This window comes from Nocardia sp. JW2 (genome assembly GCF_051843015.1).
GTDB lineage: Bacteria > Actinomycetota > Actinomycetes > Mycobacteriales > Mycobacteriaceae > Nocardia > Nocardia coubleae.
The window spans coordinates 235,773-248,507 of sequence record NZ_JBPXLK010000003.1 but is presented as its reverse complement, the minus strand read 5'-3'; the positions used below and the strand labels follow the sequence as shown (position 1 = coordinate 248,507).

Below are 12,735 nucleotides of genomic sequence, written 5' to 3'. Positions count from 1 at the left end.
GCGAACTGAACATCGGGGATCGGACCGCGAGATCGGATTCGTCGCCCGCGTCTGTGTCGTGCGGATGTGGTTCGCCCGGTGAGCGACCGGTTCGCCGCCGAGAACGATGACGCTCGAGCCGAATTCGCCGCCCCAACCGAACCCGCCGCCCAGGCCGCACTCGTCGGGCCTGCCGTCCACGCCGCGCGGATCGGCGGGACGATCGACGAGGGCACCGGCCGCGATGCCGAGCTCCGGGTCGGTGCTCCCGCCGGTCAGATGAATGCCTCCGGTTCGGCTGCCGCCGAGGCGGCCCGCCTTCTCGAGCCCGGTTCGCTGGCCCGCGCCGCGCGAAAGCTCGCGACGATCGCGGCGGCGCGCCTCATCGATGCACCCGACGCGGCGGAGGCGCAGTTGCGGCGTGCCCTGGTCGTCGGCGCGGCGGAGCTCGGGGCACGGGAGCGGGCGGAGCTACGGACACGGCTGGTCACCGCTGTCGCCGCCCAACCCGGTCGCGCTCGCGATGTCGCCCGCGCGGCTGCCGCGGCCGCCGCCGACTGGGCGCCGATCTCACCGGCCGACTCGACACATCTGTGGATCGTCGCGGGCCGCTCGTGGCATCGGGCGCGATCGCATACCGAGGCGGTGCGGGCGTTCGACCAGGCGCTGCTCGGCGGGGCATCAGTCGGCTACCCACCCGGCGAGCTCGCGCGTGTCCGTGCGGTCTTCGCCGAATCGCTCAACCACCTCGGCCGATACCGTGAGGCAGCCTGGCAGTTCACCGAGGCCGCGCGGCTGATCGCCGCCTCGCCCACCGAGCGGCACCGGCACGCCGATCTGCTGTGGTCGGCGGCGGTGGCCAGGGAATGTTGCGGGCAGGAATCGGAGGCGCTCGGCGGCTACCTGCGCGCGGCCGGACTCTGGGGCGAACAGGACAAGATCGTGCCCCGCGCGCGCTGCCTGCGCGCGGCGGCCTGGCTGCAACTACGCGGCCCCGGCGGGACACCGCGAGGCCCGTGGTGGGTGACCCTGGACGTACTGCTCACCGAACTGAACCGCCTCGTCGCCGCCGACCCGGCCGCCCACCACGTCGAGGAGTTGCGTCGCACCCGCAGTCAGTTCGCCCAGATGTGCGCCCAGGCCTCGGGCACGGTCCAGCACCGGCCGGCCGAAGCGGGCCCGCGACCACGGCGAGCCGATCGGCCACTGTTCCCGGAGCCCTCCGATCCGTACGAATGGTGGCGGTCCTATTAAGCTCGGACCTCATGCACGAGACAGCCCGGCCGCGCCGCAAGCTCGGCGTGATGGGTGGCACGTTCGATCCCGTTCACCACGGTCACCTCGTCGCCGCCAGCGAGGTCGCGCACCTGTTCGACCTGGACGAGGTGATCTTCGTCCCGACCGGTCAGCCCTGGCAGAAAGCGGGCAAACAGGTCAGTCCCGCCGAGGACCGCTACCTGATGACTGTGATCGCCACCGCGTCCAATCCGAGGTTCTCGGTGAGCCGGGCCGACATCGAACGCAACAAGGTCACCTACACCGTCGACACCCTGCGCGAGATGCAGAGCGCCCATCCCGACGCCGAGCTGTACTTCATCACCGGTGCGGACGCGCTGGCCAACATCCTGACATGGCAGGATTGGGCCGAACTGTTCGAACTGGCGAAGTTCGTCGGGGTGAGCCGTCCGGGGTACGAGCTGAACACCGACCATCTCGAGGAACATCTGCGGGACCTTCCCGCCGATGCCGTGACGATGATCGAGATCCCCGCGCTGGCCATCTCGTCGAGCGAATGCCGGCGCCGCGCCGCCCAGGGTCGGCCGGTCTGGTACCTCGTCCCCGATGGCGTGGTGCAGTACATATCGAAGCGGCACCTCTATGTGCCCGCAGGAACGGAAGGTAAGGCATGAGCGCCACCGCCGAAGCGGTCGAGATGGCCAGAGTCGCCGCACTCGCGGCCGACGACAAGCTCGCCACCGATGTCGTTGTCCTCGACGTCTCCGAACAGCTGGTGATCACCGACTGCTTCGTGATCGCGTCGGCGCCCAACGAGCGTCAGGTCAATGCGATCGTCGACAACGTCGAGGAGAAGCTGCGCGAGGCCGGGCACAAGCCGGTTCGTCGCGAAGGCACCCGCGAGGGACGCTGGGCGCTGCTCGACTACGTCGACGTGGTCGTGCACATCCAGCACAACGACGAGCGCAACTTCTACGCCCTCGAACGCCTGTGGCGTGACTGCCCGACGGTTCCCGTCGACGGTATCGCCGCACCCAAGGCCCCGGCCGCCGACGACGACGCGCAGGCAGAGGCAGACAGCGAGTGAGCAAGTACGCCCATGTGCGCACGCTGATCCTGCTGCGGCACGGGCAGACCGAATGGAACGCCGCCGACCGGATGCAGGGCCAGATCGACACCGATCTCACCGAGCTCGGTCGTCAGCAGGCCAAAGAGGCTGCCCGAGAACTGGTTTCACGCAACGCCATCGCCATCCACGCCTCCGATCTGCGTCGTGCCAAGGAAACCGCCCAGGCTCTCGGTGACCTCAGCGATCTGCCGGTGATCACCGATACCCGCTTGCGCGAGACAAACCTGGGCGACTGGGAAGGCCTGACCCACCTCGAGGTGGACGCCGACTACCCCGGGGCCCGGGTGCAGTGGCGGCTCGACGCCACCTACCGTCCGCCCGGTGGCGAGAGCAAACTCGAGGTCGGCGCCCGGTCGCTGCCCGTGGTGCGCGAACTGTACAACGAGCGGCAGGATTGGCCCGGTCGGACTATCATCCTGGTTGCGCACGGCGGGCTGATCGCTGCCCTGACGGCCGCGTTGCTGGATCTGCCACCGGAGAACTGGCCTGCCCTCGGTGGGCTGGCCAATACGAGCTGGGTGCAGCTGTCCAGTCACGGCCCGGATGTCGACCGACCCGGCTGGCGCCTCGATGTTTGGAACGCAGCGGCGAAGGTAGCTCCCGATGTCCTCTGAAGAGCCCGTCCGATCGGTACCGGACGAATTGTTCCAGCAGGTGACGGCCAAGCCCGGACGGCAATTGCCGGACGCGCTGTTCGGCCCGCCACCGGCGCGGCCCGCACGCCCCGAGCGTGAGGAGCCGATCCGTTCGGTACCCGACGAACTCTTCAAGCAGGTCACCGCGCGCAGTACGCGGTCGCTGCCCGACGCGCTGTTCGGGCCACCGCCTTCCCCGGTCGCCGAACCCGAGGCCGATTCGTCGTCCGAGGGCGAGTCCGGTTCGAGTGCACAGGGTTCCGGGGAGGAGTCGTCCGACGGCGAGGGTTCCGTAGCGGCGAATGTTGTCGACGATGTCGGGAAGGTCGGCGCCGGTTCGTCCGAGAGCGCCGACGTACTGACAGACGGCTCGGATTCCTCTGCAGCTCAGGCTGATACCGGCACGTCGGTGTCTTCTGCCGGCGACACCGACTCCGTGTCGCACGCGCGGAACGACCACGCGCGGAACGACTCGGACACCAAGGCTGGTCCGGGTGGCCCGCATGCTGCGGATCAGGCCGACTCGACTCTGCGGCCGGCGGGTGAATCGGTTGCTGCCGAGTCGGAATCCAGTCCCGCGCAGACAGAAGCAGCTCAGCCGCAGGCGGACGCTTCGGTTGTCGCTCCGATCGAAACTGCTCCTGCGCGGGACGACGCTTCCGGTATCGCTCACGCGGAATCGGTTTCGGTGCACGCTGATGCGGCCGCTGGAGCGCGGCTCGGAGCTGAGACGGCGGAATCCGGGTCCACGGGCGAAGGGGAGCCCACTGCGCAGTCTTTGCTCGCCCCTTCGCCGGTCCAGCCGGCCGATGGTGTGAGTGTGGCGCCGAGTGTTCTCGCGGAACCTGCTGCCCCGCAGGATCAGTCGATCAGCCCTGTCGATGCCGAGGCGCCCGCGGTTCGGCAGGAGGCCTCGACCGAGGTGGTGGAGCAGGCGTCGCCTCGGCCGGTGCTGTTGGTGATCGCCGATTCGCTCGCCTACTTCGGGCCCAAGGGCGGGTTGCCTGCCGATGACCCGAGGATCTGGCCGAATCTCGTGGCGGCCGAACTGGATTGGGATGTCGAGCTGGTCGCCCGGATCGGGTGGACCTGTCGTGACGCCTACTGGGCACTGATCGGTGATCCCCGGGTGTGGGCCGCCGTGCCGCGCGCGGGGGCTGTCGTATTCGCCGTCGGCGGCATGGACACCCTGCCGTCGCCGCTGCCCACCGCCCTGCGGGAGACGATCCGCTACATCCGTCCGCCCCGGCTGCGTCGCGGGGTGCGGGCCACCTACAACTGGCTGCAGCCGAAGCTGTCGAAACTCGGTCGTCCCGTTGCTCTTCCACCGAGGGTGAGCGTGGACTATCTGGAGCAGTCGCGTGAGGCGCTGACCCAGTTGCGTCCGGAGCTGCCGGTGGTCGCGGTGTTGCCGTCGGTGCATCGTTGCGATGCCTACGGTCGCGTGCACCGTGGTCGGCCGCGCGCGGTGAAGGCGTTGCGGGCGTGGTCGGCGCGTACCTCGGTGCCGCTGGTCGACCTCGGCGAAGCCGTGCGCGACGACATCGAATCGGGATCGGCCAACCCCGACGGTATCCACTGGGGCTGGGCCGGGCATCAGGCGGTCGCCACCGCCATGACCAAGGCGCTGCAGGAGGTCCGGTAGTCCGTGGCCGTTGTGGTGGTCACCGATTCGGCGGCCGGGTTGTCCGCCGACCTCGTCGCCGAGCTCGGTATCGAAGTGGTGCCCCTGCACGTGCTGGTCGGTGACCGGCAGCTGCGCGAGGGCGTCGAGCCGGTCGAGATCGACTACAGCGCCGACTCGGTCACCACGTCGGCGGCCTCGCCGGGTGAGTTGCGCGAGGCCTACGAACGCGCCATGGAGCACAGCGGCGGCGACGGAGTGGTCGCCGTGCATCTGTCGCGGATGTTGTCGGCGACCTGGGAGGCCGGGCGACAGGCGGTGAGCGAGATGGGCGCCGACGGCCGTGTGCGCCTGGTGGATTCGCTCGGCGCGGGCTTGGCCACGGGATTGCCCGTCCTCGGCGCCGCCCGTCGCGCCCGGGCCGGTGACACCCTCGACGCGGTCTACGAGTGTGCGGTCGCCGCCGCCAACCGTGCCCGCACCTTCATTCTGGTGAACCGCACCGAACAGTTGCGTAAGGGCGGCAGGCTCAGCAGCGCGGCTGCCTTCTTCGGTAGCGAACTCGTCACCAAACCGCTGCTGCAGTTGGTCGAGGGCAAACTGGAGCTGCGGGAAAAAGTGCGCACACGGTCGCGCGCCGTGACCAAGCTCGTCGCCGCCGCGACGTCCGCCGCGGGCACCGACGGCGTAGCCCTCGGTATCCAGCACCTCGGTGCCGCCGAGGCCGCCGAGTCCCTGGCCACCCAACTGCGCGAACAGAATCCCACCCTCACCGAACTCCACATCGCGGAATTCGGCCCCACGCTCGGTGTTCACCTCGGTGTGGGCGCCCTCGGCGTCGCGGTGCTGCCCGGCGGATGCGCCTAGGCCGAGAATCTTGGTGATGACAACCGGCGCGCCCGGATCGGTCCTCTGCCTACGGTGGAGAACATGACCGCCTCCACCACGCGACCGACCCCACCCGCCGTCGAAGTGCTGACCGTCGACTGGGAGCATCCGGACGCGGACGTGCTGCGCGCGGAGATGTCGGCAGAGGTGGGCCCGCGCTACGCGTATATCGAATTCGTCGGGCCGCCACCGACAGTCGTCGACCCGCGCACCGTCCACAAGACCTTCGTGGCCTACGCGGGCCGGACACCCGCAGGCCATGCCGCGGTGCGCTGGAACGCCGGGGAGCTGGAGCTCAAGCGGATGTTCGTCCGGCCGGCCTTTCGTGGCACGGGCACTGCGACGGCCTTGCTCGCGGCCGCCGAAGCAGCGGCGCGGGAGGCGGGGCAACCGCGGCTCATTCTGCAGACCGGGCATCTGCAACCCGATGCGGTGCGGTTCTACGAACGCAGCGGATATCACCGGATCCCGCTGTTCGCGCCGTATCACGAGCTGCCGCTGTCGAATTGCTTCGCCAAGAACCTGGCCTGAAAGGGTGCGCTGGCCGGGCTCTACGATGCCAGCGTGACCGCATTCGACGAGTTCGACTTTCCCGATACCTCGAACATGCCGCCGCGCAGGCAACACATCCTCGCGGTGATCCGGGATTCGGTGCTCGCGCACGGTTATCCGCCGAGTGCGCGCGAGATCGCCGACGCGGTGGGGCTGCGATCCACCTCGACGGTCTCCAAACATCTGAGGGCGCTGGAGGAGGACGGTTTTCTGCGTCGCGGCGCGGCGATGACCCGGCCCATCGACGTGCGCCTTTTCCTGCGTGGCGCACCCGGTGCGGGCTCCGATTCGGCCGTCAGCGTGCCGGTTGTCGGTGACATCGCGGCGGGCACACCGATCACCGCCGAACAGCATGCCGACGACGTCTTGACGCTGCCACGTGAGCTGGTCGGACGCGGTGAGGTCTTCGGCCTCCGGGTGCGCGGCGACTCCATGATCGACGCCGCCATCTGCGACGGCGATCTCGTCGTCGTCCGCAGCCAGCGTGAGGCCAACTCCGGCGACATCGTCGCGGCCATGATCGGCGAGGAGGCGACCGTGAAGGTGTACCGCCGCCGCAACGGCCACATCCACCTCGAACCGTGCAACCCCGCCTATTCGACGATCGACGGCGACGACGCCGTCGTCCTCGGCAAAGTGGTCTCGGTGATGCGCCGGCTCTGAGCCCGCCGCTACGCCGGACCGAACCAGTCCAGCGACCTGCCGTGCGGGTCGGCGAAGGCCGACGCGACCTCGTCCAGCGCGACCACCATGCGCGCCGCCTCGGACGCCCGCGGCGGGAGCCGGCCGGACAGCCAGGGCAGCACGCCTGTGCCTTCCTGGGAAATCCAGTGGCAGGGCAGCGATCGCACTGTCGTGCGGAACCGTTCCCTGGCTTCCGGCGGCAGGTAGGTGAGGACGGCGCTGTGGAACACCACCACGGTGCTGTCGGTCGGCGCGGCGCGCACGAGTTCGGTGATCCGATCGTTCAGATCGCCCGTGACGAGGATCGGTGGGTCGGCCGCGACGATCTCGCAGGCCGCGCGCAGTCGCGTCTTCCGGTCCTCCTGGCCGGGCCAGACGAGTGCCTCCAACCATTCGCGGCTGTGCCGGTCGGTGACGTCGAGTGGGTTCAGATCGACGCCTGCGCGATAGACGACCTCCGGCAGGGCGGTCGGCACGGGGACCGGGCCGGTCACGGTGCAGGGCAACACCACCGGTGACTCGCCGTCCGGTGGGTTCAGCACTGTTGTGCCGTATCGGTAGCTGAAACGGTCCGGGTAGAGACACAAACCCGCGGAGGCGCCGACCTCGATGAGTGCGAGTGGGCCCGGTAGCCCGGCCAGCACCGGAAGCAGTGTCGCCGCGCGGCCGACCTCGTTGGTCTGCGTGCGGTGGGACAACGCCGTTGTCGCGATCGCCTCCCACCGTTCGATCAGCTGCGTGCGGAACTCGCTGTAGGGCACCGCGTTCACGCCGTTCACCGTCGCGGCGGCGAGCACGAGGTTGGGTTGCTGCTTCTCGACGGGCAGCCGCGCCAGCAGGGCCAGGACCGCCGGGTCCTCGGCGATGTCGAGGGCACGGCGGTAGTACAGCGGGGAGTTTGTCTGGACTTCCCGCACCGCGAAGTCGCGGAAGCGTTGTGCCAGGTGCATATGTACCTGCGTACTGCGAATCGGCCATGAGCGCACGGTATTCGGCGAGCACCGCCGGTGGTCGGTGGGAAAGCGCCGCTGACCGAGAGTTGTCCACAGGGTGCGAGTTATCCACAGGCCCGTTGAAAGCCCAGGTGGGCGGCGGGTTTCGAGGAGATCCGAGGGCTAGCGTCGCCGCCATGCCACGACACGAAGAGCACGAGCGAGTTCGGCAGCGGTTGGGTGGGCTCGCGGTGCAGGACAAACCACGACCACATACGACGGCTCGGTGGGAGGCGGACGACGAGCCCCTCGGCTACCGGCGGGGCGGCGTCGCCGATCCGCCGCGTACCGGTCACTGGGACGACGACGAGCTGGCTCCCGCGGACGGGGTGCCGGGCGAGGTGGGGACGCCCGGCTGGCTGGACGAGGAAGGCCGGCGCGGCCGGAACCGGTTGGTGCCGGAACGTTTTCGTCAGGCTCGAATTGATCCGGGACGGCGCGGTGCGCTGGCGCTCGGGATCATCGGCCTGGTCGCGGTGGTGCTTACCGGGGTGATGGTGATGCGCGATCGCCCGGTATCGCAGGCGGTGCCACCGGTGCCGGCACTGCGCGCCGAGCACATTACTCCGCGCGCTGAACAGACCGCTGTGGTAGCGGCGGCCAGCGGTGCGGCAACCGATGATCCGGGAGCCGGACCCGGGGGCGGGAGTGGGGAACTCGTCGTCAGCGTGGTGGGTTTGGTGCAGCGTGCCGGACTGCATCGTCTGCCCGGCGGGGCACGCGTCGCCGACGCTATCGAGATGGCGGGCGGTGCCCGCGAGGGTGCCGACCTCGCGGGACTGAACCTCGCCCAGCGGCTCTCCGATGGCGATCAGGTGGTTGTCGGTGCCGCCGGGCCCCAGGCGGATCAACCCGCGCAGGGCAGCGCGATGATCAGTGCCGCCGGTGGGCCACCGGGTTCGAGCTCCGCGGGGGCGATCGCGGGTCCCGGCTCCGGTGCGGCCGGCGGCAATTCGCGAGTCGACCTCAATTCGGCGACGGAGGCCGAACTCGATGCGCTGCCCGGCGTCGGACCGGTCACCGCGAAGGCGATCATCACGTGGCGGACGACCAATGGGCCGTTCACCGATGTGGCGCAACTCGGTGAGGTGAACGGTATCGGTCCGGCCCGACTGGCTCGCCTGCGCGATCTGGTCACGACATGACCCGTGTGCGAGACGCGATCGGCACCGGCCTGCGTGATCAGGTTGTGCAGGCCGCCGGTGCGGCGGGTCGATGAGGATCGGGGCAGACAGGGCGAGAGCGGAGATGTCGAGTCGAGCTGTCGACCGGCCGTTGGCAACCAGTTCCGCGTCGGTCGGCAGGTCGTCGTCCAGATCGCCGGGGTCGAGTCGTCGTCCCTCGGTGACACCGGAGAACACGGCGGCCGACGAGGACCAGGAGGAGCCCCCGGTCCTCGATATGCGGCTGGTGCCCGCCGCACTCGGATGCTGGGCGGCCACGCTCATCGCCCTGACCCTCGGCTGGCGAGCGGGGGTGGTGCTGGCCGTTCTGGCGGTGCTGGGAGCGATCGGCGCGTGGGTCGGCTTGTTGTGGGCGATGGCGCATCGCCGGGAACGGTGGCGGGTCGTCGCTGTGGTGGGGACAGCGACGATGCTGCTCGGCGCCGGATTCGGGGCGGCGGCCGCATGGCGGGAACATCACGTACAGGTGCATCCGTTGCGCGAATCGGTCGGGCGAAACGTGACGGTGGTAGCGGAGATCTCGGACGACGCCAAACAGATTCGGGCAGGCTCGTTCGGCGGTGAACGGCGATGGATCCTCCGGGCAGGACTGCGCGAGTTCGGCAACGGTGCGCACCGCATACACGCCGGTGGCGCGCTGGTGGTTCTCGCCGCCGGGGAGGAGTGGGCGGAACTCGCGCCGGGACAGGTGGTTCGGTTCCGGGGAACGGTGAGCGAACCGTTGCGGGCCGACCTCACCGTTGCCACGTTGCGGGCGAGCACCGAGCCGGAACGCATCGGTGCTCCGCCCTGGTGGCAACGACTCGCGACGGGCGTACGCGCCGACCTGGCCGAGGCGGCCGCGCGCGCCCTCCCGGCCGATGCGGCGGGTCTGCTGCCTGCACTGGTCGTCGGCGACACCGCCGCCCTGTCGACTGAGGTCAGAGATGCCTTCGAAATAGCCGGCTTGCAGCACTTGTGCGTAGTCAGCGGAGCCAATTTCACAATCTTGTTGACCGCTCTGCTCGGCTTGAGCCGTATCCTCACCGCCGGACCAAGAACCAGGGCAGCGACCGCCGCGGGGGCAGTGGTGGTGTTCGTGATCCTCGCCCGGCCGGATCCCAGTGTGTTGCGCGCGGCCGCGATGGGTTCGGTGACGGTCTTGGCCCTGCTGACCGGTCGACGCAAACAGGCACTACCCGCCCTGTGCGGTGCGGTGATCGGATTGCTCGCCGTCGCACCGGAATTGGCGGTGAGCGCGGGATTCGCGCTGTCGGTGCTCGCCACCGCCGGGCTGATCCTGCTCGCACCGAGCTGGGCGGACTGGTTGCGCGAGCGCGGGTGGTGGCGTGTACCCGCCGAGATTCTCGCGGTGTCGGCGGCGGCCTTCGTCGTGACACTGCCGCTGATGGTCGCCCTGTCCGGGCGGGTGAGTCTGGTAGCCGTCGCCGCCAATGCCCTCGTCGCACCCGTGGTCGGAGTGATCACGGTGATCGGAGCGGTCGGTGCCGTAGTCGCGTGCCTGTGGGTGGACGCGGCCGTGTGGGTGCTGTGGTGTGCGCGCCCGCCACTGTGGTGGTTGCTCGGGGTCGCCGAATATGCCGCCGCCCTTCCTGGCGCCGCCGTCACGGTGCAGTCGGGCACTGCGGCGGGCCTGATCGCGGCCGCTCTCATGGTCGTCCTGGTGGCGGCATTGCGCTGGTCGCGGACCCGTCGAATCCTTGCCGTTGTCTGCCTCGGTATCGCGGTCGTCCTGGTCCCCGTCCGGCTCTGGCACCCCGGGTGGCCGCCTGCCGGCTGGGTCCTCGCCATGTGTGATGTGGGCCAGGGAGACGCCCTCGCCCTCGCTGTCGCCCCCGGTGCCGCCGTAGTCGTCGACGTCGGCCCCGACCCCCGCCCCATCCGCCGCTGCCTCGACCGCCTCCGGGTCGCCCGGGTCCCCCTCCTCGTCCTCACCCACCCGCACGCGGACCACATCGACGGCCTCGCGGGTGCCCTCCACGGCCGCACAGTAGACGCCATAGCCACCGCCCCCGGCGAAACCCGCCGACCCACCTGCCCCACGCCAACCCTTGGATCGCAGCCGAGGCCTGCGGAGACGCTGCCGAGAGTTACTTCGAGACTGCCGACAGCCTGCGTCCGGTCTGCGTCGACTGAGACGACCACAACGGAGAGCGTTGGCACTCATGACCATTCAGGCGACGGAGTGCGCAGGGTCGTGGATCTTGCCGAGGGCGCGGGGATTCCGCTGATCGAGCTGCATCAGGGACACGTGTTGCGATTCGGGGCGACAGAACTCGACGTTCTCGCGCCGGGGGAGCGGGCCCCCGGTTCGCTGGAACTAGATGATGCCAATGATCGGTCGCTGGTGGTGCGGGCGCGCACGGCACTCGGGACAGTTCTGCTGACAGGCGACATCGAGGACGAGTCTCAGCGGAAGATGATGCGCGGCAACGACATCAGAGCCGACGTGCTCAAAGTTCCACACCACGGTTCGCGGACGACCACCGCGGAATTCCTGCGCGCGGTCCGGCCGCGCCTGGCATTGATCAGCTCCGGCACCGACAACACCTTCGGTCATCCACATCCGGATGTGATCGGGGTGCTCACCGCCCTGGGCGCGACAATCGCCCGAACCGACCTCGACGGCGATGTCATCGTGCTCGGGAGTGCGACAGAACAACGAATGGTCAAGTCCCGCCGACTACCGCCACCGACACCTCGTTCACGTCGAGCACTGCGATGCCGAGGACGACGTGATCCCATGCGTGAGGCGCTACAGGAAGGCGCCGACACAGCGCTACCGCACCTGTGCGCGGCGGACGAGCCGCGGTTTCGCGGCCCTCGCCGATCCCGTCGGTCCCCCTACGTAGGATCGCCTCGTGAGCGAACTCCCTGCGGTGCATCTGGTTCTCGGTGACGAGGAGCTGCTGGTCGAGCGCGCTGTCGCGCGGGTGATGAGCGAGGTACGGGCGGGGGCGCCCGACCCGGATTCGGTACCGGTGGACAGGATGCGCGCCGGTGACGCCAGCACCGCCGAGCTGGCCGAACTGCTCAGCCCCTCGCTGTTCGCCGAAGACCGCGTGATCGTGCTCGAATCGGCGGCCGAGGCGGGCAAGGACGCGGTGGCGGTGATCACCGACGCGGCCGCCGACCCGCCGCCCGGCGTGGTCCTGATGGTGCTGCACTCCGGAGGCGGCCGCGCCAAGGCACTGGTCCCGGCGCTGCAGAAGCAGGGCGCCGTGGTGCACGAATGCGCCAAGCTCACCAAACCGGCGGAGCGGGTCGAATTCGTGCGCAACGAGTTCCGGGCCGCAGGTGTGAAGGTCGGTGCCGAAGCGGTACAGGTGCTGATCGAATGCGTCGGATTCGAGCTGCGTGAACTGGCCGCGGCCTGTTCGCAGCTGGTGTCCGACACCGGCGGCAAGATCGATGTGAACGCCGTGCGCCGGTACTACTCGGGCCGTGCCGAGGTGACCGGATTCGATGTCGCCGAACTCGCTGTCGCCGGCGACCGGTCCGCCGCCATGGAGGCGCTGCGCTGGGCAACCGACCGGGGCGTGCCGCACGTGTTGCTGGCCGACGCGCTGGCCGACTCGGTCCACACCATCGCCAAGGTGGGATCGGCCGGCCGCGGCGACCCGTTCAAACTGGCTCAGCAGCTCGGTATGCCGCCGTGGAAGGTGAAGAAGGCCCAAGCGCAGGCGCGTGGCTGGAACCCGGCCTCGATCGGCACCGCCCTGCAGGTGGTTGCCGCCCTCAACGCCGACGTCAAGGGCGGCGCCGCCGATGCCACCTTCGCCGTGGAGCACGCGCTCGCGCGCATCCTCGACCTGCGTGCCACCGGCTGAGG

At 69.6% G+C, this 12,735-nt stretch carries 12 protein-coding genes; 11 read left to right on the top strand and 1 reads right to left on the bottom strand.

The annotated features are described in order from the left end of the window. The first annotated feature begins 78 nt into the window (after positions 1 to 78). From ACSVDM_RS06495 to lexA, 8 genes are all read left to right on the top strand, one after another. A complete protein-coding gene (locus ACSVDM_RS06495) occupies positions 79 to 1,233 on the top strand; it encodes a hypothetical protein (RefSeq protein WP_439263571.1) in 1,155 nt (384 codons plus the stop codon). An 11-nt stretch (positions 1,234 to 1,244) separates the two neighbouring features. Then, a complete protein-coding gene (gene nadD / locus ACSVDM_RS06490; protein ID WP_067486262.1) occupies positions 1,245 to 1,889 on the top strand; it encodes a nicotinate-nucleotide adenylyltransferase in 645 nt (214 codons plus the stop codon). Further along, complete coding sequence (gene rsfS / locus ACSVDM_RS06485) at positions 1,886 to 2,302, top strand: ribosome silencing factor (protein WP_067486264.1); 417 nt, start codon at positions 1,886 to 1,888, stop codon at positions 2,300 to 2,302. The genes nadD and rsfS overlap by 4 nt, the downstream gene beginning before the upstream one ends. Next, positions 2,299 to 2,958: a histidine phosphatase family protein gene (locus ACSVDM_RS06480; protein WP_067486266.1), complete on the top strand. Its 660-nt coding sequence runs from the start codon at positions 2,299 to 2,301 to the stop codon at positions 2,956 to 2,958. The genes rsfS and ACSVDM_RS06480 overlap by 4 nt, the downstream gene beginning before the upstream one ends. Before the next feature lie 943 nt (positions 2,959 to 3,901). After that, the gene (octT, locus tag ACSVDM_RS06475; RefSeq protein WP_067487006.1) at positions 3,902 to 4,624 is read left to right on the top strand and encodes a diglucosylglycerate octanoyltransferase; all 723 of its coding nucleotides are present in this window, start codon (positions 3,902 to 3,904) and stop codon (positions 4,622 to 4,624) included. A gap of 3 nt (positions 4,625 to 4,627) precedes the next feature. Beyond that, positions 4,628 to 5,470 (top strand): DegV family protein, encoded by an 843-nt coding sequence (locus ACSVDM_RS06470; RefSeq protein WP_439263567.1) that lies wholly within the window; start codon positions 4,628 to 4,630, stop codon positions 5,468 to 5,470. 63 nt (positions 5,471 to 5,533) lie between these two features. Next, positions 5,534 to 6,022: a GNAT family N-acetyltransferase gene (locus tag ACSVDM_RS06465; RefSeq protein ID WP_439263565.1), complete on the top strand. Its 489-nt coding sequence runs from the start codon at positions 5,534 to 5,536 to the stop codon at positions 6,020 to 6,022. 75 nt (positions 6,023 to 6,097) lie between these two features. Continuing rightward, positions 6,098 to 6,706, top strand: a complete 609-nt coding sequence (gene lexA, locus ACSVDM_RS06460) for a transcriptional repressor LexA (protein ID WP_439263757.1) — start codon at positions 6,098 to 6,100, stop codon at positions 6,704 to 6,706. A gap of 8 nt (positions 6,707 to 6,714) precedes the next feature. On the opposite strand, the gene ACSVDM_RS06455 is transcribed toward lexA, so the two are convergent. Next, a complete protein-coding gene (locus ACSVDM_RS06455; protein ID WP_439263563.1) occupies positions 6,715 to 7,677 on the bottom strand; it encodes a DUF2332 domain-containing protein in 963 nt (320 codons plus the stop codon). Between the two features lie 179 nt (positions 7,678 to 7,856). Here ACSVDM_RS06455 and ACSVDM_RS06450 point away from each other — a divergent pair, with 179 nt between their 5' ends. The 3 genes from ACSVDM_RS06450 (at position 7,857) to holA (ending at position 12,733) form a co-directional block, all read left to right on the top strand. Then, entirely contained in the window at positions 7,857 to 8,864 is a 1,008-nt protein-coding gene (locus ACSVDM_RS06450; RefSeq protein ID WP_439263561.1) for a helix-hairpin-helix domain-containing protein, read from the top strand. A gap of 199 nt (positions 8,865 to 9,063) precedes the next feature. Beyond that, a complete protein-coding gene (locus ACSVDM_RS06445; protein ID WP_439263559.1) occupies positions 9,064 to 11,802 on the top strand; it encodes a ComEC/Rec2 family competence protein in 2,739 nt (912 codons plus the stop codon). Beyond that, positions 11,765 to 12,733: a DNA polymerase III subunit delta gene (holA, locus tag ACSVDM_RS06440; protein WP_439263557.1), complete on the top strand. Its 969-nt coding sequence runs from the start codon at positions 11,765 to 11,767 to the stop codon at positions 12,731 to 12,733. Before ACSVDM_RS06445 ends, holA begins: the two co-directional genes overlap by 38 nt. Positions 12,734 to 12,735: the final 2 nt, after the last annotated feature.